Origin of the sequence: Pseudofrankia coriaricola (assembly GCF_032027725.1) — a bacterium.
Taxonomy (GTDB): Bacteria; Actinomycetota; Actinomycetes; order Frankiales; family Frankiaceae; genus Pseudofrankia.
The window spans coordinates 59,222-81,681 of sequence record NZ_JASNFO010000032.1 but is presented as its reverse complement, the minus strand read 5'-3'; the positions used below and the strand labels follow the sequence as shown (position 1 = coordinate 81,681).

Sequence of the window (22,460 nt, the reverse complement as noted above, 5' to 3'; positions counted from 1 at the left end):
TCACCCCGTCACCCCGTCACGTCACCTCGTCACGTCACGTCACGTCACCCTTGACGTCACCTCGTCCTGAGGAGGACCACGTCCTGACGGCTCCCCGGCGTTGCCGGAGTGCACCGGCCGCAGCCGGCTCGGGGTATCGAAGTCGGCTGTTCCGCGTCGGTCGGTGGTCAAGGCTTCTGGAAGTCGGGCGCCCGAGGGCTGGGGCGTCGTATCGTCGCAATCTGTTCTAGCGCCGGCTGGCGGGAGTGAATGGGCAGTGAAGATCGAAGCCGGGCAGGTCGCGGTGGTGACCGGGGGCGCGAGCGGGATCGGGTACGCGCTGGCGGGGGCGTTCGCCACCCGCGGGCTGTCAGTCGTGCTCGCCGATGTGCGTCCCGAGCCGCTGGACCGCGCCGTGGAGGCCCTGGCCGACGCCCACGCGAAGGCGCTCGCCGCGGCCGGCGCCGGCGTCGCCGCGGTCACCACCGATGTCAGCGACCCCGACGCCGTCCAGGCCCTCGCCGACACCACCCTCGAACGGTTCGGCCGGGTCGACGTCGTCTGCAACAACGCCGGCGTGGTCGGCAGGCAGGCGCCGATGTGGGAGCAGACGCCGCAGACCTGGCGGTGGCTCATCGACGTCCTGCTGCTCGGCGTCGCCAACGGAGTGCGGTCGTTCGCCCCGTCGATGATCGCCCAGGGCCGCGGCCATTTCCTCAACACCGCGTCCGCCGCCGGGCTGATGCGGCTACCCGGCCTGGGCCCGTACAGCACGGTCAAGCACGCCGTCGTCGGCCTCACCGAGACCCTCGACGCGGAGCTGCGCGCGGCGGCGCCCGAGGTTGGCGCGAGCGCCCTCTGCCCGGGCCTGGTGGATACCTCGCTCGTCGCGACGTCGGCGGCGATCCGCCCCGACGGCGCCGAGACGTCCGAGCCGCCGGCCCCGGACGACGCGGGCTCCCCGCTGCCGATCCCCGGCGAGGTGCTCACCGCCGCCGAGGTCGCCGAGATCTCGATCGCCGGCATCGAGGCCGGCCGGGTACGCATCCTCACCCACACCGACAGCTTCCGGCCCGCGCGCGCCCGCCTCGCGGCCGTGCTCGCCGACGTGGACCAGGCGGCCGCCTCCCGCGGCGGGTCAGCAGGCTGAGCCGGCAGGTCGGGCCGACCACACACGGAGTGACGCGGCCGGGCCCGCCGCCTCCCCGCCGGGTAGCGTGCCGATGGTGTCCTCCGCGAATGACGGCGCGCCGACTGATCGGGCCGACCTGGAGCCGGCCGGTCCAGTGCCATCGGCCGGGACGCCGGCAGGCGCGGCGAAGCCGAGGCTGGAGATCGAGTACTGCACGCGGTGCCGGTGGCTGCCTCGCGCCGCCTGGCTCGCGCAGGAGCTGCTCTCGACGTTCGAGACCGACCTCGGCGCCGTGGCGCTCGTCCCCGGCACCGGCGGGGTGTTCGTCGTCCGGGTCGAGGGCGCCGTGGTCTGGGACCGGCGCGCGCAGGGCTTCCCCGAGCCGACCGCGGTGAAGCGCGCCGTCCGCGACCTCGTCGCCCCCGGACGCTCCCTGGGCCACTCGGATGCCTGAGCCCGACCCCGCCTGAACACTCATCCACAGCCTGGTGACAGCTGTTTGATCTTACTGGCCGTAGCGAGTACTGTCTTACTCGACAGTGACGTAGTCATCAGTCCATAGCGGACAGGGGGAGGCGGACGTGACCCACGCCTTGTCAATGGCAGAGCCGGTCGTGGACGATTCCGACGTGGGCGGGGATTTGTACCCGCGCAGAGTCGGTGTCGCACCGAGGAGGCAGCACATGGCTGACGCCATCATCAGCGTCCCGGTCGAGGTGCGTGACGTGCTCGCTCGGGCCGCGGAGGCCGAGGGCATGTCGTTGCGCACCTATCTCGCCAGGTTCGCCAACTCCCTCCTTACGCCGGAGGAGCATGCCGCCCGGGCGACCGAGGCCCGCGCCATCCTCAAGGCGTGGAACGGCTATGACCCGACCGACGAGGAACTGGCCGAGCATCAGGCAGACCTCGAGCGGCGCATTGCCCGGGCGAAGACGACCCGATGATGGCGCAGCACCATGTTGTCTTTGACGATTCGGCGATGCTTGCTGCTGGGCGCGGCAACATCGTCGCGTCCACGTTGATTCACAACGCGCACAACCTCCCCGGCTGGCACCTATACGCTCCAACCTGCGCGCTGGTGGAGGCGGACAGGGTCCGACGCGGCATCGCCGAGCACATCGCGTCTCTTCGCGACATCGTTATCCTCGACCTGACCTTCTCGGCCGCGCTTGCCGTCGCGCGCGACACCAGCTGGGCAACGGCACACACCCGCCACGCCGCCGGGCCGAGCCCCGAGCGGCCGGTGGGGGCAAAGATCGCCACAGCTGATCCGGCCCGATGGAAGGGCCAGCCGTTCGAGGTCATCGACCTGACAGCAGCCTGACGCCGTTCTGGCGAGCAAAGTGCGCAACCCAGCCACCACTGGTGACGGCGCCTCAGCGCTGGTGCCAACGCGACCACCTCGCCGATCGGGACCCAGCCCGGCCACCACCATATGCCAGGGTCCGGAACCACGCAGGGAGGGCGCCCTAGGCGCCCGACAGACTTCCCATGGGCTCGGATGTCCAGCCACGGCTGGTGACGGCGCATTGGCGCAGTACCTACCCAGCCACCTCGTCAGCCCGGTCCCAGCCATACCACCGTCATATGCCAGGGCCCGGGACCACGCGGGGAGGGCGCTCAGCGCCCGACACGGGGCGAGCGCGCCCAGCGTCTCGCCCCGACAGGCGGCGCCCGGTGTCGGGCGCGAAGCGTCCGGCACGGGACCGCCTCAGGCGTCGTCGTCGGCGACCCAGTTGACGAAGCGGTGCAGGGGGTACATGCCGTCGTGTGGGTTGCCCATCGTGCCGGTCATCGCGCTGCCTAGCCTGACGACCCGTTGCACGCCGGCGGTGGCGAGCAGGTCGCGGATCTCGGCCTTGCGCGCCGGCGGGTAGACGCCGACGGTCTGGGTCGCGACGTTCGCGAAGTGGGTCGCCTCCGTCAGCGAGGCGACGGGGATGACGTTGACGGTCTTATTCGTCGGGTGGAAGTCGACCGGCTCGGGGGAGCGGACGACGAGGCCGGAGCCGTCGTACTCGCCCCAGATCCGGTAGTCGGGTTCGAGGAAGCGCATGCCCTCGACGGCCTCCCGGATGTCGCTCGGCGTGGCCGGTCCGACGGCGCTGGCGAACTCCCGGTCGACGTTCAGCCGCTCGCGCAGCAGCGCGCAGAACCGGTCGAGGCGTTCCAGCTCCTCGTCGTCGTCGGCGTCGCACTCGACGGCGATGTGCCGGGCGGCGAGGCAGGCGTCCTGGTTGAACACCGTCGCGTCGGCCGCCGCGAGCTCGGCGACCTCACGCATGGACTCCTGCGAGGCGAGCGCCTCGCGCCCGACGATCGCCATCGAGACCTTCGGGTCGAAGGCGACCAGGTGGAAACCCGGACCGGTGTACTTGATGATGTTGTTGATCGCGGCCCCGCCGCCCCAGCCGACGATTTTGTCGAAGTACTGGGCCCGGTAGAGGATATTTTCGATCTTTGCGTCGCCGCCGCGCCAGTACACCGCCGACATCGAGCGCAGCACCGGGTGCTCGGGGTCGATGTCGGCCATCGTGCGCAGCACGGCGACGGCGGTGAACGGGTCGGCCGACGGCAGCTTGAACACGTTGATGGCCTTGACCAGTGCCGCGTCGGCGATCGACGTCATCGCGCCGGACGGGGAGTTGCCGGCGAGCATGTGCACGAGCCGCGGCGGGAACGCGCGGATCCGGGTCGTCCGGCCGTGCGGGTCGGTGTGTTCCGCCCAGCCGTCGAGGACCCGCGGGTCGCGGAACGTCTTCTCGAGACGAAACTCGATGGCCTGCCGGGTGAGGAACTGGCCGGGCCGGCGAAAGGTGTTCTCGATCATCCGCCGGGGCATCTGGCTGACCTGCGCCGTGAGCTCCAGCGACTCCTGCAGATAGGGGTTCTTCTCCAGTTCCAGATGCTGGGCGACCTCGACGAGGTAGTCGATGATGTCGGTCAGCGGCACGTCGAACGCCGGGCCCTGTTCCGTGCGCGGCGTGATCAGCTCGTTGAAGTTGATCCGCGGCGTCACGAACGGCACGCCGAAGTCGCGTGACAGGTACTCGACGTCCTCGCCCCAGACGACCCGGCCGCGGATGACGTGCGGGACCTTCAGCTTCTTCGGCTTCGCCGGCTCGGACGGCGCGAGGCCGGGAGAGGGAGAGGGAGACGGGGAGACAGCGGCGGTGTTGACGGCTGTGGCGGTCGCGGCGGTGGATTCGGTGATGGTCATGTGCCGCTCCCTCAGTTGTCGATGAAGCCGCGGACGTAGGCGTCCATGGTGCCGGCGCAGGTGATCTTGTCCCCGTCCGGGAGGTCCTTGTAGCGGGTGATGTCCTCGGCGACGGTCGGCCCTTCCCGGCCGCAGGAGCAGGTGCCGAAATCGGCGATGATCCTGTCTCCGCTGATGGTGGCGCCCCAGCGGCCGTCGACGGAGAAGTCGAAGAAGGCGGCCCGGCCCTCGGCCTGGCCGTCGGAGAGCGGCGCGAGCGCCTCGCCGTTCTTGTCGAGCACGAACAGGGTGAGCCCCGGCGGCACGTGGTAACGGCCGGACAGGCACTTCACGCTGCGCAGGTTGACCTCCTGCATCGCGTAGTAGTGCAGGAAGCGGCTCGGCTGGATGTTGAGCAGCTCGAAGATGCGCTCGCGGTAGTCGGGCGGAAGGGTCATGCCCTTCAACCCGCCTGCCACCTGAAGGCCGTTGGCCCCGGTGACATCGCCGGGCTGGACGCCCTTTTCCCGCAGGATCTCGTTGAGGCGGTAGAGCATCGGGAACATCGAGTTGAAGAAGATGTTCTCGTCCTTGTGGGCGATGACCTGCTCGGCCAGGAACTGGAGACGGTCCTCGACGCCAGCCTGCCTGGCCGCGCCCTCTGCCTCGAACGCGGCGACCTCGTCCGGTGAGGCGGTGGCGTCCGCGATCGCCCGGCGCATCGCGCCGAGACGGGCCATGTACCTGTGGTGGTCGGTGACCGGCTTCGACTCCGGCAGCGGGAGCGCGTCGTCCCGGCGGTAGTTGCTCAGGAAGATGTCGCGGATGTACATCGCCGAGCTGATGCCCGTGTCCGGCCCCACCGGGACGACGTGCCACTCCCTGGCCGGCGGCATGCCGAGCCAGGTCAGGCTGTCGAGCAGGTTCTGGCCGGAGGCCTCGCGGTCGGCCATGGTCTTGTTGAGGAACGACGCCTTGCCCGACGTGCCGGACGAGCTGGACACCAGGTGGCCGTGGTCCTCGAGCCGCGCGATCCAGCCGTCGAGATCCTCGACGCCCGTGACGTCCACGTCCGCGACGCGGTAGGTCGACACCGAGTCGAGCCAGCGGTTCAGCTGCTTCCACCGCCCCTTGGTGACGATCGTCTCCGGGTAGCTCTTGTAGGTCGTGTGCGGGAACAGCAGCGGGACCATGTCCTGCGCGGAGCGGATCTCCTCGACGCCCTCGGCCTTCGCGCGCTGCGCGAGCACCGGCACCTGCTGGAGGCGCTCCTGGAATCGGGCGTCGAGCGCCGCCACGGTGGCCTCGCCGAGCGCGGCCGGCTGGCTGGCCGTCCTGGTTGTCACGGACATGACGCCCCTCTTCTGCGGTCGGTGCCGAGGCCGCGGTCGGTGTTCGTGATCGGTGCGGCGGCCGGTGCCGAGGTCGGTGCCGTTCCCGGCCGGGTTACTACACCGGGCAGTCTAGTTTTAACCAGACTGGTGAGTCTAGTTATCGGCGGGATCCGCCGACGGATCTGCCAGACTGGCGGTCATGACGTCCCCACCGGACGCGCGGCCGACGCCCGCGTCGCGCCGTGGCGGCCGGCCGACCCGCGAGGAGGCCGCCCAGCTCGACCGGGACGTCCGCGAACACGCCCTGCGGCTGTTCCTGGAGAACGGCTACGAGGGCACCTCGATGGAGGCCATCGCGCAGGCCGCCGGGACGACGAAGGCCTCGCTCTACGCCCGGTTCCCGAGCAAGGACGCCGTGTTCACCTCGGTGTTCGGCTGGGCCATGGGCCGGCCCGACTGGCCGCTGCCGGAGCCCGAGCCACCCGACCTCGACGACCTGGCGGGCGCGCTCACCGCGATCGGCCAGGCGGCGTTGCGTCGTGCGCTCGACCCGTCGATGGTCAAGGTCAGCCGGATCGCGATCGCCCAGGCCGACCGGTTCCCCGAGCTTGCCCGCCGGATCCAGGTCGGCGCGGCCGGCGGCTCACCGCGCCAGCGGCTGGTGGCCGACCTGCTGCGCCGGCACGCCGCCACCGGCGCGATCACCCTCACCGACGACGCCGACACGCTGGCCGACCTCTATGTCGGCATGGTCTCCAGCGCGCCCGCCCGGCTCGCCTCGTTCGGCGTCGTGCCCGACCCGGCCGAGGTGGACCGCCGCGTCGAGACCGCCGTCCGCCTCTTCCTGCGCGCCCTGCGTAGCTGAACGGCCGCGCCTACTGTGCGCTGGGCGACCCGATGAATGACTCGATCAGCCCGCGCGCCTCGTCGAAGTAGTTCTGCTCGCAGTCGAGCCAGTGAATCGCCGTGTCCCGCCGGAACCAGACCATCTGCTGTCTGCTGAACCTGTAGATCGCCCTGCGTAGGTTCTCGTACAGCTCGTCCTCTGACTGGTATTCTCCCCTGATCAGGCGGACGATGTGACGGTACTCCAGGCCGAGGGAATCCAGTTCGTCGGCGGAATGTCCCTTGTCGAGAATCGCTCTTACCTCGTCGACCATGCCGGCGGCCAGCCGGTCCTTCAGGCGTTGGTCGACTCTTCTCCTGAGAACCTCGGTGGGCCAGGTGAGGCCGAGCTGCAGGACGTTGTATCGAGGCTCGTTCGGGCGGTCGGGCGGATAGGCGAAACCACTGTCCAGGATCTCGATGGCCCGGATCATTCTTCGGCGGTTGTCCCCGCTCACGCGCTCCAGCGCGGTGTCGTCGAGACCGCTGAGACGTTCGCGCAGCTGTTCGTCGGTGAGGGCTTCCAGCGCGTTCCGCCGATCCCAGTCGGGAGGAACCGAGATCAGCTGGTAGCCCTCGACGACGGACCGCACGTAGAGTCCGGTACCGCCGACGATGAAAGGCAGCCTGCCCCGCTCCGAGATCTCGTCCGTCAGGGCATATGCCATCGCCTGGAAATCCGCGACCGAAAACCTGTCACCGATGTCGGCCACGTCGATCAGATGGTGTGGAACACCTCTCATCTCGTCGGATGTTAGTTTTCCGGTACCGATGTCAAGGTGCCTGTACACCTGCCGGGAGTCCGCGGATATCACTTCGCCGCCGAAGTGCCTCGCCAGCTCCACCCCCAGCATGCTCTTCCCGGACGCGTTGGTCCCCGTGATGACCACCAGTTTTCTTTTCGGTTCGGATGTCACCGGGTTTCCTATCTCTTCCGCGCGCCCAGGTCACGACGACGAGCTGCCCGCCACGATACTCCACAGATTGCCCAGCACAGGGCTGAACCGTGCCACCATCGCCGCGTCCACCGGTCTTCCGCGCCAGGGCCCAATCACCAGTTCCCAAGCGGCGCCTCCGCCAATGCCCGCTAGCTGTCATCCGTGTGGCTGATACCGCGCAGGATGACGGCCACCCGGTCACGGAGCGTCTGGCCCAACCAGGACGCGGAGCGGTCTCCCGCCCCCCAGCGTATGATCGCCTCCATTGTCACGGCGGTCATCATCGCGGCGACCTCTTCCACATCGATCCGCGCGCTCAGCTCGTCGCGTTCCTTGCCGTAGCGGAGGAGGGATTCAAAGGCGACACTCAGGCGAGGGCTCGCCGGGGTCCCCCCGTCCGCCCGCGCCGTGAAGCCGAGGGAGCCCGCCCGCAACGCGGCTGCCTTGGGCGTGCGAACAACGCGCCGAGCCATCGAGGCCATCACCTGCTCGCTCAACGAGCGCAGGGGGACGCCTTGCGCGGCGCCGACCTCGACCTGGTCGATCATCGCCTGGATCGTCGCCGAGCTCATCTCGAGGAGAATCGCCTCTTTGTTGGCGAAATGGAAATAGAAGGTTCCCCTGGTGACCCCGGCGGCCTGGGCGATATCAGCCACGGTGCTCGCTTCGTACGCCACGTCGAAGTCACCCTCGCTCCAAAGGCGAAGGGCGGCGCGGATGAGCGCCAGCCGAGTCTCCCGTGACCTCGTGTTGACAAGCGTCGCCCGCTGGCGGGGCGGGGTACGCGTTCGGTCGGGTTCCATCACGGAAACCATACGCAGAGCGGACCGCCACCGTTTCGATCTTGTGCTGACCGCCGTCCGCCAGTGGTCCAGTGGTCCAGCGGTCCGACGGCCCGGTTCGCCGATGGGCGTCCGCGAGATCTTGCGCCACCTGGCCCGAGCCGCGTGGCCGGCTCTGACCAGGCACGACGCGGCCGGGATCACGCCGGCCCGGAGGCTCGGGCCAGACGGAGCTGGGTCGCCGAGCCCCGCCCGGCCGCTTCGGTCGCGATGCCCGGGGATGGGACTGGTGCTACCTTCCATTTGAACACTGGTCAAATGGAGGGTGGAGGTCGTATCACCATGCAGCGACAGGAGGAGCTGGACCTGACCGGCAAGGTCGTGATCATCACGGGGGCCAGCCGGGGGGTCGGCCGGCAGGCGGCCCAGGCGTTCGCCCGCCGCGGCGCGAACCTGGTCCTGGCCGCGCGAACGGTCGAGCCGGACAGGAAGCTGCCCGGCACCCTGAACGAGACGCTGACGGAAGTCGAGAACATGGGAGCCGGCGCGATCGCCGTGCAGACCGATCTGGCCAGCGAGACGGATCTGGCGCGCCTGGTCGACGCCGCCGTCGAGCGGTTCGGCGGCGTCGACGTGCTCATCAACAACGCCGCGGCCACCACCGGTGACCTCTGGTCCAAGCGATTCCTGGAGCTGACCCGCGAGGACTGGCTGTACCAGTTCGACGTCAACCTCCACGCGCCCTTCACGCTCATGCAGCTGGTGACGCCGATCATGGAGAGCCGTGGCGGCGGGCGCATCGTCAACCTCAGCACCGGCAGCGGCGAGGTCTTCCGCCAGCCGGAGGAGCTCCCCAAGCTCGAAAGCATCGGTAAGTTCAGCCTCGCCGTGCCCGGCTACTACTCCAGCAAGCGAGCGCTCGACCGGCTCGGCAACGTCCTCGCTCCCGAGCTCGCGCGGAAGGGCATCGCTGTGATCGGCATGCATCCGGGCCTGGTGGCCACCGAGCTCGTCGCCATCCGGGTCAAGGAGGCCGGCCTCGACGACAGCGTGGCTGTGCCGATGGACGTCCCCGCCCGCATGCTGACCTATTTCGCCTCGTGCGCCGATCCCATGGAATACACCGGCCGCCTGTTCTGGGCCGAGCGTGAGCTCAAGGAGCTCAAGCTCGACGTGGACGATCGGCCCGCGATCACCACCTGAACCGGAACGGGCCGCCGGCGCTGTCGTCGCCGGTTGGCCGCCGCCAGCCGGCGGGCGAGCGTTGGCGGGGCGGCACTAATGCAGCGACAGGATGGTCCGGTTCGATGCCTCGGCGGGGACGGTCAGGCCGAGGACGACGGCGAGCTCGGGGGCGGCGGCGTCGCGCAGCGGCGCCAGCGGCGCGAACTGGGCGCGCACCGTCGGGCCGCGGGTGGCGCCGCCGGCGAGTACCAGGGCGTTGACCTTCTCCCAGCTCAGGTCGTTGCGGGCCAGCATGGCCGAGCAGCTCTCGACAGCCGGGGCCAGGGCGGGCTCGACGAGGTCCCGTAGCTGCGCGGGCGTGAGGGTGAGCTCCAGCAGGAGGTCGGGCAGGAAGACGTCGGCCGTCCGCGCCTCGGACAGCTCCTCCCGGAGCATGCGGGCGGCGTCGCGCAGGTAGAGGGCGCGGCGCCGCCTGGCCTCGCCGTCGGCGTCCTCGATCTGGTAGCGCTCGCGCAGCCGCGCGACGATCGCCGCGTCGAGGGCTCGGCCGCCCGCCGTGTCGTCGCCCACCTGGTCGAGCACATGGGCCACGCCACGGTCGGCAGAGACGAGAGCGGCGTCGAACGTCCCGCCGCCGATGTCGACCACCACCCAGGTGCCGTCCTCAGGCCGAGGCCCGAGTGCCGCCCGGGCGGCGGCGGCGGCCTCGTCGACGATCGTGACGGCGTCCGGGGCGAAGCCGGCGTTCTCCCCGGCCTCGCGCAGCGCGGCGCGCTGGTCGGCCGAGAAGCAGACAGGCGCCGACAGGACGAGCCGGTCGAACCCGCGCCCGGCCTGGCGGCGGGCCAGCCGGGCGGCATGCAGCACCGGCTGGGTGGCGGCCTCGACGGCGGCGAACGGGTGCCCCCCGAGCAGCCTCGGCTCGTCCCTGCCGAGGTCGCGCTTGACGTCGCTCCAGTACCAGTCGGGGCGGCCGATGCGGCGCGACACGGCCGCGTCCCCGACGAGCCAGCGCCCGTCGGAGGAGCGGGCGACCGCCGTCGGGAACCAGGCCAGCTGCGTGACCGGTACCCGGACGACGACGGGGGCGGTGCCGTCAGGAGTCGTGTAGGCAGCCCGGGTCCAGGTCGTGCCCAGATCCACGGCCAACAGCCATTCACGCGCCATTCCGGCCCGTCCTCTCGCCAGTTCGTCCCCATTGAGGAACGGCATCGAGTCCCGGACAACCCTGTCGGTAGCCCCGCGCATACCTTGCTTGTCCTGGCCGCCGTATGCCCTCGCGATGCCCTCGCGCAGGGCAACTGGGCGGCGTCGTCATGACTACCACAGCGTCCAGGGAAGGTTCGCGTCCGCCATGACCGAACCACCCGGAAGGGACGGCCAGCCCCACCCGGACACCCACGGCGGCCCTCGCGGCTCCCCGGTCCAGAGGGCTCCAGTCCGGGGGTTCTGCGGATATCCCCGTTTCTGCGCCCAGCTGCCCCCAGCTGCCCCCGGGGTCCCTGCCGGATCCGGGGTTCCTGCCGGATCGGCGGAGCTTGCGGAGCCGATCTGGGAGGTCCGGAAGCAGATCTGGGAGGTCCGGGATTGGCTCAGGTCGAGTTGGGCCGGACGTGCTGATGGGCGTGGAGCCCCTACTTAGCCAATCGGTGGGGAAGGAGCCGGGCCCGCAGCTCGTACTTGACGACCTTGCCGGTGGCGTTCAGGGGGAGGGCGTCGACGACCTCGACGCGGCGGGGGACCTTGTAGTTCGCCATGCGGGCGCGGCTCCAGGCGATGACCTCCGCCGGGTCGACGGCCGCGCCGACGCGCGGGACGACGAAGGCCATGCCCACCTCGCCCAGGCGGTCGTCGGGGATGCCGATGACGGCCGCCTGGACGAGGTCGCCGCGTTCCAGCAGGGCCGCCTCGATCTCGGCGGGGTAGGCGTTGAAGCCGCCCACGATGAACATGTCCTTCTTGCGGTCGGTGATCGTGACGTTGCCGGCCGCGTCCTGGATCCCGATGTCGCCGGAGTGCAGCCAGCCGTCGGCGTCGATGACCTCGGCGGTCGCCTCCGGGTTGTCGAAGTAGCCCTTCATGATGTTGTAGCCGCGGATGACGATCTCGCCGGGTGTTCCGGGCGGCAGCGGGGTGCCGCCGTCGTCGACGACGCGGACCTCCACGCCGGGGATCGCCCGGCCGGAGGTGCGCGCGACGACCTCCGGGTCGTCGTCGTGACGGCACATCGTCGACGTGCCGGTGGTCTCGGTCAGGCCGTAGCCGGTGACGACCGTCCGCAGGCCGAGCTCCGAGCGCAGCCGGCGGACCAGCTCGACCGGTACCGCCGCGGCGCCGGTGACGGCGAGCCGCCAGCTCGACAGGTCGTAGCCGGTCAGGTCGCTGCCCAGGATCGTCTGGTAGATCGCCGGCGGGCCGGGCAGCATCGTCACCCGTTCCTCGGTGACCTTCTTCATCACGGACGGCACGTCGAAGACCGGGTGGGGGAGCAGCGTCGCGCCCTTGAGGAGGCAGGCGAGCATCCCGGACTTCAGCCCGGCGGTGTGGAAGAACGGGTAGACGAGCAGGTAGCGGTCGCCGTGGCGCAGGCCGACGACGTCCGACCATGCCGTGTAGACCCGGGTAGAGGCGCCATGGGTCAGCATCGCGCCCTTGGGCGCGCCGGTGGTGCCGGAGGTGAACACGATGTCGGAGACGTCGTCGCCGCCGAGCGCGGCCGTGCTGGCGGCGACGGCGGCGGCGAGTGTGCCGTCCGGGTCGCGCTCGCCACGGGCGAGGAACTCGTCCCACCTGGTGGCGCCCGGCCGGTCAGGTCCGGCCGCGGGCTGTGAGCCGTGCGGAGCATCGTCATCGGCGCTCGGCTCACCGCCCGGGGCCGCGAGCAGCACGATCTCGTCGAGCGCGTCCAGACCCTCGCGATGCTCGGCGAGCATCGCGAGATAGTCGGTGCCGAGGAAGCCGTCGACGAGGAACGCCAACCGCGCGCCCGAGGTGCGCAGCACCCGCGCCGCCTCCTGGCCCTTGAATCGGGAGTTGACCGGCACCAGGACCGCGCCCGCGCGGTAGATGCCGAGAGCGACCTGCACCCACGCCGCGCTGTTCGGCGCCCAGACCGACACCCGGTCGCCGGCCCGCACCCCGCTGGCGACGAGCGCCCGCGCCACGGCGGCCGAGCGGGCGTCGAGGCCGGCGAACGTCAGGCGCTCCTCGCCGTCGACGACGGCCTCGGCCGCGGGCCAGCTGGCCGCCGCCCTGGCGAGTGCGGCCGGGATCGTCGCGGGTATCTGCTCCGCGGCCCGCGCCGCGTCCGTGGGGACGGCCGTGCCGCCCGCGCCGGGGCTCGCCGCCGTGCCGCCGACCGCCTCGTCCATCTGCCGCCCCTTCGCCGTCGAGAGGGCACCCGTCGCGTCGAGAGGGCACCCGTCGTGAGCGCACCGTCGTGAGCGCATCGGCTGCGCCAAGCTCGTAGATTATATAAGGTATGCAATATTGATAGGCAGGTGGATTGATTGGTGGGTGGGACGTGTGTCCCGATGCTTGACCAATCGCTTGCTTGGGACGCGGACCGATGGCGTACTGATCGGTGGTGCGCCGCCGCGACGGCGGCTCAGCCGACGATCCGTCGATGTGATGACCTGCGAGGTGCTTGATGCCGGATGCGACCGCTCCGCTGGCAGGAGTGCGCGTGGTCGACGTGTCGATGCTCGGCCCGGGCGCGCTGACGACCCATCTGGCCGACCTCGGCGCGGACGTCATCAAGGTGGAGCCGCCGGGGGGCGAGTACGTCCGCAAGATGGTCTGGCCGTTCGTCCACGGTGTGTCGCTGCTGCACTGGCACATCTCCCGGGGCAAGCGCTCGATCGAGCTCGACCTGCGTACCGATGCCGGTGTCGAGGTCTTCAGGGAGCTCGTGCGCGACGCCGACGCCGTCGTCGAGGCGATGCGGCCGGGAGCGCTCGACCGGCGCGGGCTCGGTTTCGCCGCGCTGCGAGAGATCAACCCGAAGATCGTCATGTGCTCCATCTCCGGCTACGGCGCCTCCGGCCCGTACCGCGACCTGCCGAGCCACGGCATCGCCTACGACACCTGGGCCGGCGTCGTGAAGCCCGCCATCGACGAGGACGGCTTCACCTACCTGCCGGAGCACGCCTCGATCGGCATCCACGCCGGCCCGCTGTTCGGCGCGTTCGCGCTCGTCGCGGCGGTGCTCGCGGCGCGCGAGACCGGGCAGGGCTCGCACGTCGAGGTCGGTCAGGCCGACGCCGCCGCCGCGATGGACTGGCTGCGCAGCGAGAGCTGGCGCGCCTACGAGCGGCCCGAGGACGAGGTGACCGGCAACCCGGTCGACAACTACGAGCGGCGCACCCCGGGAACCGCCGGAATGGAGGACGGGGTCCGCTACCAGATCTATCCCTCGGCGGACGGCCACATCCTGTTCATGGCCTCCGAGCGCAAGTTCTGGCGGAACTTCTGCGAGGGCGTCGGCCGGCTCGACCTCTACGAGCGCCGCCCCGGCGCCGAGTTCGCCGACCACGCCCGCGGTGACACCGAAACGCGCGTCGAGCTCACCAAGATCTTCGCCACCCGGACGACCGCGGAGTGGATCCTGTTCGCGGGCGAGCACAACACGACGATCGCGCCGGTGAACACGCCAAAGTCGATCATGGAAGACCCGCAGTTCCAGGATCGGCTGCCCTGGCTGCCGGCGTCGAAGTTCGTCATCGACCAGTTGCCCTTCCCGGTCCGCTTCGACGGCCGCAACCCCGAGCCGGAGCGGCCGGCGCCGCCGCCCGGCGAGCACTCCGCCGAGGTGCTCACGGGCGTTCTCGGCTACGACGAGGCGAAGGTGGCGAGCCTGCGCGCGGCGGGCGCCTTCGGCAAGGTGGCCGGCGCCGACAGCGCCGAGGGTGCGGCGGCTGGCGCGGGCGGTGCCGCATGACCGCGTGACCGCGGGCGGGCGAGGTCCGCGGGGCTGTCAACCGCGGGCTGTCACCCGCGGGGCCGCCGGCGTGGCGGCCGTTACGTGACGGCCGTCGTCCACTAATGATATTTTATACAAAATCTTGATCAGCTGACTGGGCTGACCGGACGTAAGGGGCGGGCAATGGGGTTGCTCGACGGCAAGGTCGCGATCGTCACCGGTGCCGGGCACGGTATCGGCCGTGGCCACGCCCTGGAACTGGCCAAGCAGGGCGCGAAGGTCGTCGTCAACGACCTCGGCGGCTCGGTGCGCGGCGAGGGGGCCGGCCGGGCTGCCGACGAGACTGTCGCACTGATCGAGAAGCGCGGCGGCACGGCCGTCGCGGACTACTCCGACGTCGGCGACTTCGAGCAGTGCGGCGATCTCATCCAGCGGGCCGTCACCGCGTTCGGCGAGCTCGACATCCTGGTGAACAACGCCGGCATCGTGCGTGACGCGGCGATCTGGAACATGCCGCCGGAGGACTTCGACGCGGTCATCCGGGTCCACCTGCGTGGCACCTGGGCCACCTCTCACCACGCCGCGAAGTACTGGCGGGCCGCCGCCAAGACCGCTGGCGGCAAGGTGGGCGGCCGGATCATCAACACCACCTCTGGCGCGGGCCTGGGTGGCAACTTCGGCCAGTCGAGCTACGCCCCGGCCAAGGCGGCCATCGTCGGCCTCACCCAGACGCTCGCGCTGGAGCTGCTGCGCACCGGGGTCACCGTGAACGCGGTCGGCCCGGCGGGTCTCACTCGGATCACCGCCACCATGCCGGGCATGGGGGAGGCGTTCGAGCCGGACGAGGTTCCCGATGGCGATTTCCACCCGATGGACCCGTCGAACAGCTCCCCGCTGGTCGCCTGGCTCGCCAGCGACGAGGCCGACCACGTGACCGGCCAGGTCATCCGGGTCATCGACGACCGGATCATCTGGATGCGCGGCTGGACCGAGCGGGCGACCGTCGCCTCGGGCGGCAAGCGCTGGGATGCGGCGAAGCTCGGCGAGGTCCTCGCGCAGGACCTGTTCGAGACCCGCGGCGCCGGCCTGCGCTTCGCCCAGTCCTAGCGCGATGGCCGTCGACCTCGCCGACCTGCTGCGTCCGGCGCACACCGTTCTGCTCACCCAGGAGTGCCAGAAAGGCGTGATCGGCACGCCCAGCTCCCTGCCGGCGCTCGCCGAGGTGGCGCGCGCGTCGGGGATGATCGCCAACGTCGCGCGGCTGGCGGCCGGCGCCCGGGCCGCGGGCGCCGGCGTGCTGCACTGCATCGCCGCGCGCCGGCCCGACGGGCAGGGCGCCAGCACCAACGCCCGGCTGTTCCTCGGCACCGACCGGTCGCCGGCCAAGCAGCTGCTCGGCACGCCGGCGGTCCAGGTGCTCGACGAGATCGGGCAGGAGCCGTCGGACCTGGTCTCGGTCCGGCTGCACGGAGTCTCGCCCTTGGGGGGCACCGACGCCGACGCGCTGCTGACGAACCTCGGCGCGCGGACCGTTGTTATCGTTGGGGTGTCGACCAACGTCGCCATCCCGGCGGGTGTCTTCGACCTGGTGAACCAGGGCTACCAGGTCGTCGTCCCGCGTGACGCGATCGCGGGCTTCCCGGCGGAGTACGGCGACATCCTTATTCGCAACTCACTGTCGCTGTGCGCCACCATAATGACGACCGACGACGTCCTCGCCGTCTGGGAGAAGCACGCCGCCGGCTGAGCGCTGTCACCGTTGATGGGTCTGGCGGCCACCGAATGTAAAGTTGACGTCAGAATCGAAACCCTCTAGCGTGAGATGGCCCACGGGCCGTCAGGCGACCTGCCTGTGGCAACTCTGCCTGTGGTAACTGAGCAACGACTGGAGGGCGAGATGACAGCGCTGAAGGCCGGTGCCCGGCTGCGAGACGACGCGACCGGGACGGAGGCGGTCGTCGTTCGGATCTCGGCGGAATCGAGCCTCGAGCTGCGCCCGGGCGGGCCGGCCGCGCTGGGGAAGCGCTACACGTGCGCCGTGTGCGACGCACAGGTGCTCGTCGCCAAGGCGGGCGCGGCGGAGCCGGTGTGCCACGGCGAGGCGATGTCCCTCGCGCAGGCCAAGCCGCTGCCGTCCTCCGACTGACCCTCCCGCACACTGAAACCCCCCGCGCGGAGCGGGCCGCCGCCGACTATCCGGCGGCGGCCCGGCCGGCTAAGGATCGGTGATCCGCAGCGCGTTCAGGAAAAGCTTTACCAGCTGCTCGAGACCCTCTTCGAACTCATAGTCGAACAGTTTCTGCACGAACCACATCTCGGCGAACCGGTTCATCATCGCGCCGAGCGCCGGCAGCGCCAGCTCCGGGTCCAGCGCCGGGTCGATTTGGCCGCGCTGCTGCAGCTGGCGAATCATGCGCATGACCCGCGGGTTGCTCTCCTGCAGGTGCTCGAAGCGGGAGATGTTCAGCTCCCGGTCGTAGCGGCAGACCAGCTCGATGACGCCGATGATGCGGGCCTCCGCCTGGTAGTTGCGCAGGAACTGGCGGCTGCCCTGGCGGATCCGGTCGGCGGGGGTGGCCGTCGAGGCCGCGTCGAAGATGACGGTGGACAGCGGCGACTGGAGCAGGTCCGCGAGATCCATGGCGACCTCGCGGAAGATCTGCTCCTTGGAGTCGAAGTAATGGTAGAAGGAGCCGTGTGACAGGCTGGCGCGCTCGGCGATGTCGGAGATTCGCGCGTCGAGGAATCCGTCCTCCTCGAACACGGCCTTCGCCGCCTTGACCAGCCGCGCCCTGGTCGCGGCGCCCTTACGGGAGCGCGGCCCCCCGGTCTTCTCCCGGTCGGCCGGCGCTGCCGTGGACACATCATCCGTGGACGTCACGGCTGTCCTCCACGAAATTCCTCCCGCCGACGGTGTGACGTAAGTCTACCGGTGGATTGTCATTGACGTCGACGTTAAAATTAATCTGGGCGTGTCGATCCCGTCAGTACCGGCCGGACCGCCCGGCCGGTACTGGCGCGCGCGCCCACCGGTGTAGCGAGACCGCTGGCCGCCCGGGACCGGACCGGCCGCCGGCCGCGCCGCCTCGCGTGAGCAATGCCAGGTACTTCTAAGTCTCGTCTTAACCACGTGGGCCCCCGCTGTTCGGGCCTCGCGCAAACTGCGTCAGGGAGAGTCGACATGTCACTGTTCGACGCGTTCCGCTACGACGGCAAGCACGTGTTAGTGGTCGGAGGCGCGACCGGCATGGGTGCGGCCGCCGCCGAGCTCGCGCTCGCCGCCGGCGCCGAGGTCACCGTCCTGGACATCGCCGAGATCACTGTGCCCGGCGTCAAGGCCGTCCCCGTCGACCTGCGCGACACGACGTCGATCGACGCGGCGCTGGCCACGCTCGGCGGGCCGGTCCACGCGGTGCTGTGCTGCGCCGGCGTCGCCGACGGCACGCCAGGCATCGAGAAGACCAACTTCCTCGGCCACCGCTACCTGCTCGAGAAGCTGCTCGCCGCGGACAGGCTGCCGCGCGGCTCGGCCATCGGCTTCATCTCGTCGGCCGCCGGGCTCGGCTGGGAGCGGAGCCTCGCCGAGCTGAACGAGTACCTGGCCATCGCCGACATCGAGGCGGCGTCGGCGTGGGCGATCGAGCACAAGCACGCGGACTACATGTGGAGCAAGCAGGCCGTCTGCGCCTACGTCGCCACTCAGGCGCTGCCGCTGCTGCGGCGGGGCATCCGGATCAACGCGATCTGCCCCGGGCCGACCGACACGCCGCTGGCGCGGGCGAACGCCGAGACCTGGCTCGGGTTCGGCGCCGGTTATCGGGCCGAGGCCGGCATCGAGGCGGCCACCCCGCTGGAGCAGGGCTACCCGCTGGTCTTCCTGTGCTCCGACGCGGCCTCCGGGATCAGCGGCATCACGCTGATCACCGATGCCGGCCACTTCGCCGCCGGCAACACCGAGACGTGGCCCGCCGACACCGGGGCGGTCCGGTTCCTGCTGGGCAAGTTTTGAGCCCCGCGCACGACACCGGCACGGCCGAGGAACTCGCCGGCCCGCCGGCGCCGGGCGGCCCGCCCGCGCTGGGGGGCCGGGTCGAGGCCGCCGACGTGCCGGGCATTCCCGGTGCCCGCCACGTGCGGCACGTGGCCCCCCAGGAGCACGTCTTCGCGCCGATCCGGGTGTCGGTGCGCCGCGTCGGCGACGAGCTGCGCGGCTCGGTGCCGGTCATGCCCGAGCTGTATGTGCCGGGGACGACGTGCGTGCGGATGGCGGCGCTGGTGGTCTGGTCGGACTTCCTCGGCGGGCGGATGTCCGTCGGTGTGCTGGCGCCGCGGGTGCCCGTCACGCTCGACCTCAACGTGGAGCTCTACACCCGCTTCTGGGAGACCTCCGAGGTCCGGGTGACCGGCCGGCTGGTCAAGACGGGCCGCTCGGTCGTCGTCAGCGCGGCCGACTTCCGGCACCCCGACGGAACGCCGCTGGCGCTGGCCACGGCGGCGTTCATGACCGCCGGGGACCCGTCCCTGGTCATGCCGCCACTGCGCTGGGCGGACGAGGACGAGGACGACGCGGCGTGGGTCCCGCGCCCGCCGCTGCGCGCCGCGCTCGCCGAGCACGCGGGCTGCGAGGTGCGTGCGCCAGGGGTCGCCGCCGTGGCGCGCACGGCGAACGGGCTCAACGCGTCGGACACCATCAACGGCGGGCTGATCGCGCTCGCGGCGGAGGAGGCGGCGCTGTCGCTCACGCCGGGGGTGCCGCTGGCCTCGATGCTGCTGCGGTACCTCAGCCCGGCGCGGCGTGGGCCCGCCGTGGCGACGGCGCGGGTGTCAGGCGGGCTCGGGGTCGTGGAGGTGCGCGACGCCGGGGCCGAGGACCGGCTCGCGGTCCACGCGGTGACGCGGAGCTTCCCGGACACTGTTGGTATGTGAACGCCCACCCTGGTGCCGGGGCGCACGTCCGCCCCGGCACCAGGGCCAATGCCAACTCCCAGCCAGGCTGATCGACAAACTGCCGCGGTCCTCGCCGTCCTCGTGGTCCTTGCCGGGATGGCTGGCGAGAAACATTCCCGGTGCCTTCCTGAAACATTATGCAGCGGACAAACGAAGAACGATCGGCGTCAGGTACCGTCGCTTGCGGTGATCCGCGATTTCGGTCTTCGGATCCGTGGCGGAACGCCGCCGCAAAGTGGCGGATCGGCAATCATGACGAGCTGAAGGCCCTGATCAGCAGCCGGTTTCGAGTGTACCGCGCAAGCGTAACGATCGCTTTACTGTCCCATGCACCAAGTGGAAATCGTGGTCGCGGAACCTCCCACTATGTCGAGCGGACGAGTTCACCTGGGCCCAGGGCGCAGGTCCACCGCGTCGCGGCGACTGCGCGATCTGCTCCGTGCCGCGATCTGGCGTCGGCAGTTCCCCAACGGTGTCCTGCCAAGCGAAGCGTCGATCATGCTGACCTACTCCGCCAGTCGGGGCGCGGTGCGCGACGCGCTGTCCTACCTGCGCGAAGAGGGGGTGATCGACCGGGTGCAGGGCACCGGTACGTTCGTGATCTCCAACACCATCCAACACCGGTACGACAGCAGCCGGGGGGTCAGGCCGGACCCCCGCGCGGGACCCGCGGGAGATCTCACCTACCATTTCCTGAGCTGCTCGCTGGTGCAGGCACCAGAGCCTGTCGCCACCCAGCTCGGCCTGCCGCCGGGTTCGGCGTGCACGGTCACGGAGTACCTGACAAAAATCGACGGGGCGCCATACGGCGTCAACACCAGCTATCTCGGTCCGGAGTATTCCGAGAAGCTGGAGAGCGCGGATTTCTCGGTGGACTGGTACGGCTTGCTCGAATCGCTTGGAATCCCGGTCGGCGGAAGCCGGCAAACGGTCGAGGCGACGCTCGCCGACGACCTCTACGCGGCCCTTCTTGATATTCAGGTCGGCAGCCCGATCATGTTCTTCGAGAGAATCATCACCGACACCGCGGGCCGAACCGTCGACTACGGGTTCGCCCGTTTCCGCGGCGACCAGCTGACCCTGCGTGTCGAGCTGCCGCGCCGGCACGACCAGCGCGACTAGGGAGTATCGACGTGTTCGGATTCCTGGCCCGACGCGGCCTGCTCATGATTCCGATCCTGCTGGGTGTCTCGATCGTCATCTTCATCACGATCAAGATCATCCCGGGTGACCCGGTGGCGTCATTGCTGGGCCCGACGGGGACACCGGAGGCAAGGGCCGCCCTCGAGGATCGGCTGGGGCTCAACGATCCCTTGCCCGTGCAGTATTTCACCTGGCTCGCCCATACGATCACCGGCGACTTCGGCACCAGCATCGCCCGACAGACGACGGTCTCCCCGATGGTCTTCGACGCGCTCTGGAACACGCTGATCCTGACCGCGGCGGCGGCGGCGCTCGCGCTGGTCCTGGGCGTCGTCATCGGTGCCCTCACCGCACTGCGTCGGGACGGCTTGCTGGCGCGCATCGGGAACGCGTTCGCCCTGGTTTCCATCTCGGTGCCGCAGTACTCGGTCGGCCTCCTGCTCATCATCTATCTCGCCGACGACGCCGGGCTCTTCCCGGTCAGCGGGATGTACTCGCCGAACGGCGGAGGCGGGTTCGGCGACCTGATGAACCACCTGATTCTGCCGGCCGTCACCGCGGCGCTGGTCCCGGCCGGGATCATCGCCCGGATGTTCCGCTCGTCGGTGCTCGACGTGATGGGCATGGACTTCATCGAGGCGCTACGGGCCCGGGGGCTGTCCGAGCGCCGCATCCTCTGGCACGCCTTCCACAACACGACACCCTCGCTGCTGACCGTCGCCGGTCTCCAGATCGGATATCTGCTCGGGGGTGTCGTGTTCGTCGAGGCCGTCTTCTCCTGGCCCGGCATCGGCCAGCTCGTCTACCTCTCCATCTCCCAGCGCGACCTGCCGGTCATCCAGGCCGGTGTGCTCGTCTCGGCGTTCGCGTTCGTCCTGCTCAACCTGATCGTCGACGCGCTGCACGGGCTGATCGACCCGCGCGTGCGCACCCACTGAGACCGCCTCGTCCGCGCCGGCGGCAGATCGGCCTGGTACCGGCCGCGCGAACCACGCACCGCGCGAACCGCCTGGATCCAGCGGCCCCACCCGTCCCCGATCTTCCGCTCCCGCGGGCCGCCACCGGGCCCCACGCGCCTCAGGAGGAACGACAGCCATGACAGCCGTCTCCGACATCGCGCTGGGCGCGACGTCCTCGACAGATCCGCCCACGGGCGCGCGCCCGGCCACCGACGCCACGGTGGCCCGCCGCCGGCGGCGGGTGACCTGGGGCTTCAGGATCTCGGCCGCCACCATCGCCGCGATCGTCCTGGTCACCCTGATCGGTCCTTTCCTGGTCAGTGACCCGAACGTCGGGAGCCTCAGCGAGCGGCTGCTCCCGCTCGGCTCGGCCGGCCACCTGCTCGGAACGGACGGCCAGGGCCGCGATGTGCTCAGCCGGCTGGTGAACGGCGGACGTCCGTCGCTGCTGGCGGGTCTGATACCGGTGGCGGTGTCGTCGTTGGTCGGCACCGCGCTCGGTGTGGCCGCCGGCCTGTCCGGCCGGCTCACGCACGGAGCGATCATGCGGACGCTGGACGTCTTCTACGCCTTTCCGGCCGTCCTGCTGGCCATCGCGATCTCGGCCGCGCTGGGCTCGGGGATCTCGAACTCGATCATCGCGCTCGCGGTGATCCTGATCCCGCCGGTCGCCCGGGTGGCCGAGACCGAGACGAGGAGGCTGATCGACCTTGACTACATGGAGGCAGCCCGGGCCAGCGGCGCGGGCGGGCTGAGCATCGCGGTCCGGCAGGTCCTGCCGAACGTGGCACCGCCGATCATCGTCTACTGCACCGCGCTGATCGGCCTGTCGATCGTGTACGCGGCCGGCCTGAGTTTCCTCGGTCTCGGCGTCTCCCCGCCGACGGCCGAATGGGGACTCATGATCAGCGACTACAAACAGTTCCTCTACTCGTTCCCGGAGCTGACGGCGATCCCGGCGCTCGCGATCCTCGTCGCCTCCGTGGCCTTCAACGTCCTCGGCGACGGGCTGCGTGACCTGCTCGACGTCCGTGGCGAGACGCTGACCTGAGGGGC

At 70.4% G+C, this 22,460-nt stretch carries 22 protein-coding genes; 15 read left to right on the top strand and 7 right to left on the bottom strand.

The window, feature by feature from the left end; translation table 11 throughout:
* The first annotated feature begins 256 nt into the window (after positions 1–256).
* The 4 genes from QOZ89_RS17950 (at position 257) to QOZ89_RS17935 (ending at position 2,435) form a co-directional block, all read left to right on the top strand.
* Positions 257–1,129: an SDR family NAD(P)-dependent oxidoreductase gene (locus tag QOZ89_RS17950; RefSeq protein ID WP_312624280.1), complete on the top strand. Its 873-nt coding sequence runs from the start codon at positions 257–259 to the stop codon at positions 1,127–1,129.
* Between the two features lie 178 nt (positions 1,130–1,307).
* On the top strand, positions 1,308–1,565 hold the full coding sequence (locus QOZ89_RS17945; RefSeq protein ID WP_491723657.1) for an Rdx family protein: 258 nt from the start codon (positions 1,308–1,310) through the stop codon (positions 1,563–1,565).
* 229 nt (positions 1,566–1,794) lie between these two features.
* Entirely contained in the window at positions 1,795–2,055 is a 261-nt protein-coding gene (locus QOZ89_RS17940; protein WP_071050939.1) for a hypothetical protein, read from the top strand.
* Complete coding sequence (locus QOZ89_RS17935; RefSeq protein WP_071050938.1) at positions 2,052–2,435, top strand: PIN domain-containing protein; 384 nt, start codon at positions 2,052–2,054, stop codon at positions 2,433–2,435. The genes QOZ89_RS17940 and QOZ89_RS17935 overlap by 4 nt, the downstream gene beginning before the upstream one ends.
* A gap of 387 nt (positions 2,436–2,822) precedes the next feature.
* Here QOZ89_RS17935 and QOZ89_RS17930 read toward each other — a convergent pair whose 3' ends face one another.
* Positions 2,823–4,331 carry an acyl-CoA reductase gene (locus QOZ89_RS17930; RefSeq protein ID WP_312624279.1) on the bottom strand — a complete coding sequence of 503 codons (1,509 nt, stop codon included), beginning with the start codon at positions 4,329–4,331 and terminating at the stop codon, positions 2,823–2,825.
* Positions 4,332–4,342: 11 nt separating this feature from the next.
* Positions 4,343–5,662: a hypothetical protein gene (locus tag QOZ89_RS17925; RefSeq protein WP_312624278.1), complete on the bottom strand. Its 1,320-nt coding sequence runs from the start codon at positions 5,660–5,662 to the stop codon at positions 4,343–4,345.
* A gap of 181 nt (positions 5,663–5,843) precedes the next feature.
* On the opposite strand from QOZ89_RS17925, the gene QOZ89_RS17920 reads away from it, so the two are divergent.
* Positions 5,844–6,509, top strand: a complete 666-nt coding sequence (locus tag QOZ89_RS17920) for a TetR/AcrR family transcriptional regulator (protein ID WP_312624277.1) — start codon at positions 5,844–5,846, stop codon at positions 6,507–6,509.
* 10 nt (positions 6,510–6,519) lie between these two features.
* Here the strand turns inward: QOZ89_RS17920 and miaA are convergent, their stop codons facing one another.
* Together miaA and QOZ89_RS17910 are read right to left on the bottom strand one after the other, a co-directional pair.
* Complete coding sequence (gene miaA, locus QOZ89_RS17915; protein ID WP_312624276.1) at positions 6,520–7,446, bottom strand: tRNA (adenosine(37)-N6)-dimethylallyltransferase MiaA; 927 nt, start codon at positions 7,444–7,446, stop codon at positions 6,520–6,522.
* Between the two features lie 170 nt (positions 7,447–7,616).
* Complete coding sequence (locus QOZ89_RS17910) at positions 7,617–8,270, bottom strand: TetR family transcriptional regulator (protein WP_312624275.1); 654 nt, start codon at positions 8,268–8,270, stop codon at positions 7,617–7,619.
* Positions 8,271–8,591: 321 nt separating this feature from the next.
* Between QOZ89_RS17910 and QOZ89_RS17905 the strand changes: the two genes are divergently transcribed.
* The gene (locus QOZ89_RS17905) at positions 8,592–9,452 is read left to right on the top strand and encodes an SDR family NAD(P)-dependent oxidoreductase (protein ID WP_312624274.1); all 861 of its coding nucleotides are present in this window, start codon (positions 8,592–8,594) and stop codon (positions 9,450–9,452) included.
* A 75-nt stretch (positions 9,453–9,527) separates the two neighbouring features.
* On the opposite strand, the gene QOZ89_RS17900 is transcribed toward QOZ89_RS17905, so the two are convergent.
* Positions 9,528–10,601 carry an Hsp70 family protein gene (locus QOZ89_RS17900; RefSeq protein WP_071050933.1) on the bottom strand — a complete coding sequence of 358 codons (1,074 nt, stop codon included), beginning with the start codon at positions 10,599–10,601 and terminating at the stop codon, positions 9,528–9,530.
* Positions 10,602–11,068: 467 nt separating this feature from the next.
* The gene (locus tag QOZ89_RS17895; protein ID WP_312624273.1) at positions 11,069–12,805 is read right to left on the bottom strand and encodes a FadD3 family acyl-CoA ligase; all 1,737 of its coding nucleotides are present in this window, start codon (positions 12,803–12,805) and stop codon (positions 11,069–11,071) included.
* A 278-nt stretch (positions 12,806–13,083) separates the two neighbouring features.
* Here QOZ89_RS17895 and QOZ89_RS17890 point away from each other — a divergent pair, with 278 nt between their 5' ends.
* From QOZ89_RS17890 to QOZ89_RS17875, 4 genes are all read left to right on the top strand, one after another.
* Positions 13,084–14,373: a CaiB/BaiF CoA transferase family protein gene (locus QOZ89_RS17890; protein ID WP_071050932.1), complete on the top strand. Its 1,290-nt coding sequence runs from the start codon at positions 13,084–13,086 to the stop codon at positions 14,371–14,373.
* A gap of 165 nt (positions 14,374–14,538) precedes the next feature.
* Positions 14,539–15,462 (top strand): SDR family NAD(P)-dependent oxidoreductase, encoded by a 924-nt coding sequence (locus tag QOZ89_RS17885; RefSeq protein ID WP_312624272.1) that lies wholly within the window; start codon positions 14,539–14,541, stop codon positions 15,460–15,462.
* Positions 15,463–15,466: 4 nt separating this feature from the next.
* The gene (locus tag QOZ89_RS17880) at positions 15,467–16,102 is read left to right on the top strand and encodes an isochorismatase family protein (RefSeq protein ID WP_312624271.1); all 636 of its coding nucleotides are present in this window, start codon (positions 15,467–15,469) and stop codon (positions 16,100–16,102) included.
* Positions 16,103–16,252: 150 nt separating this feature from the next.
* Positions 16,253–16,501 carry a desulfoferrodoxin gene (locus QOZ89_RS17875; RefSeq protein ID WP_071050929.1) on the top strand — a complete coding sequence of 83 codons (249 nt, stop codon included), beginning with the start codon at positions 16,253–16,255 and terminating at the stop codon, positions 16,499–16,501.
* Positions 16,502–16,570: 69 nt separating this feature from the next.
* Here the strand turns inward: QOZ89_RS17875 and QOZ89_RS17870 are convergent, their stop codons facing one another.
* Positions 16,571–17,236, bottom strand: a complete 666-nt coding sequence (locus tag QOZ89_RS17870; protein ID WP_083419188.1) for a TetR/AcrR family transcriptional regulator — start codon at positions 17,234–17,236, stop codon at positions 16,571–16,573.
* 300 nt (positions 17,237–17,536) lie between these two features.
* On the opposite strand from QOZ89_RS17870, the gene QOZ89_RS17865 reads away from it, so the two are divergent.
* The 5 genes from QOZ89_RS17865 to QOZ89_RS17845 all read left to right on the top strand — a co-directional run bounded on the left by QOZ89_RS17865 (position 17,537) and on the right by QOZ89_RS17845 (position 22,455).
* Complete coding sequence (locus QOZ89_RS17865; RefSeq protein WP_071050928.1) at positions 17,537–18,364, top strand: SDR family oxidoreductase; 828 nt, start codon at positions 17,537–17,539, stop codon at positions 18,362–18,364.
* Positions 18,361–19,281: a PaaI family thioesterase gene (locus QOZ89_RS17860; RefSeq protein ID WP_083419187.1), complete on the top strand. Its 921-nt coding sequence runs from the start codon at positions 18,361–18,363 to the stop codon at positions 19,279–19,281. Before QOZ89_RS17865 ends, QOZ89_RS17860 begins: the two co-directional genes overlap by 4 nt.
* A 348-nt stretch (positions 19,282–19,629) precedes the next feature.
* On the top strand, positions 19,630–20,424 hold the full coding sequence (locus QOZ89_RS17855; protein WP_083419186.1) for a GntR family transcriptional regulator: 795 nt from the start codon (positions 19,630–19,632) through the stop codon (positions 20,422–20,424).
* An 11-nt stretch (positions 20,425–20,435) separates the two neighbouring features.
* The gene (locus tag QOZ89_RS17850) at positions 20,436–21,383 is read left to right on the top strand and encodes an ABC transporter permease (protein ID WP_071050926.1); all 948 of its coding nucleotides are present in this window, start codon (positions 20,436–20,438) and stop codon (positions 21,381–21,383) included.
* 157 nt (positions 21,384–21,540) lie between these two features.
* Positions 21,541–22,455, top strand: a complete 915-nt coding sequence (locus QOZ89_RS17845; protein ID WP_312624270.1) for an ABC transporter permease — start codon at positions 21,541–21,543, stop codon at positions 22,453–22,455.
* Positions 22,456–22,460: the final 5 nt, after the last annotated feature.

Bases quoted from the DNA above. Each gene is read 5' to 3' on its own strand.
- QOZ89_RS17940 (WP_071050939.1), top strand. From the start codon at position 1,795: ATGGCTGACGCCATCATCAGCGTCCCGGTCGAGGTGCGTGACGTGCTC.
- QOZ89_RS17935 (WP_071050938.1), top strand. From the start codon at position 2,052: ATGATGGCGCAGCACCATGTTGTCTTTGACGATTCGGCGATGCTTGCT.
- QOZ89_RS17930 (WP_312624279.1), bottom strand. From the start codon at position 4,331: ATGACCATCACCGAATCCACCGCCGCGACCGCCACAGCCGTCAACACC.
- QOZ89_RS17925 (WP_312624278.1), bottom strand. From the start codon at position 5,662: ATGTCCGTGACAACCAGGACGGCCAGCCAGCCGGCCGCGCTCGGCGAG.
- QOZ89_RS17920 (WP_312624277.1), top strand. From the start codon at position 5,844: ATGACGTCCCCACCGGACGCGCGGCCGACGCCCGCGTCGCGCCGTGGC.
- QOZ89_RS17910 (WP_312624275.1), bottom strand. From the start codon at position 8,270: ATGGAACCCGACCGAACGCGTACCCCGCCCCGCCAGCGGGCGACGCTT.
- QOZ89_RS17905 (WP_312624274.1), top strand. From the start codon at position 8,592: ATGCAGCGACAGGAGGAGCTGGACCTGACCGGCAAGGTCGTGATCATC.
- QOZ89_RS17900 (WP_071050933.1), bottom strand. From the start codon at position 10,601: ATGGCGCGTGAATGGCTGTTGGCCGTGGATCTGGGCACGACCTGGACC.
- QOZ89_RS17895 (WP_312624273.1), bottom strand. From the start codon at position 12,805: ATGGACGAGGCGGTCGGCGGCACGGCGGCGAGCCCCGGCGCGGGCGGC.
- QOZ89_RS17890 (WP_071050932.1), top strand. From the start codon at position 13,084: ATGCCGGATGCGACCGCTCCGCTGGCAGGAGTGCGCGTGGTCGACGTG.
- QOZ89_RS17885 (WP_312624272.1), top strand. From the start codon at position 14,539: ATGGGGTTGCTCGACGGCAAGGTCGCGATCGTCACCGGTGCCGGGCAC.
- QOZ89_RS17880 (WP_312624271.1), top strand. From the start codon at position 15,467: ATGGCCGTCGACCTCGCCGACCTGCTGCGTCCGGCGCACACCGTTCTG.
- QOZ89_RS17875 (WP_071050929.1), top strand. From the start codon at position 16,253: ATGACAGCGCTGAAGGCCGGTGCCCGGCTGCGAGACGACGCGACCGGG.
- QOZ89_RS17865 (WP_071050928.1), top strand. From the start codon at position 17,537: ATGTCACTGTTCGACGCGTTCCGCTACGACGGCAAGCACGTGTTAGTG.
- QOZ89_RS17855 (WP_083419186.1), top strand. From the start codon at position 19,630: ATGCACCAAGTGGAAATCGTGGTCGCGGAACCTCCCACTATGTCGAGC.
- QOZ89_RS17845 (WP_312624270.1), top strand. From the start codon at position 21,541: ATGACAGCCGTCTCCGACATCGCGCTGGGCGCGACGTCCTCGACAGAT.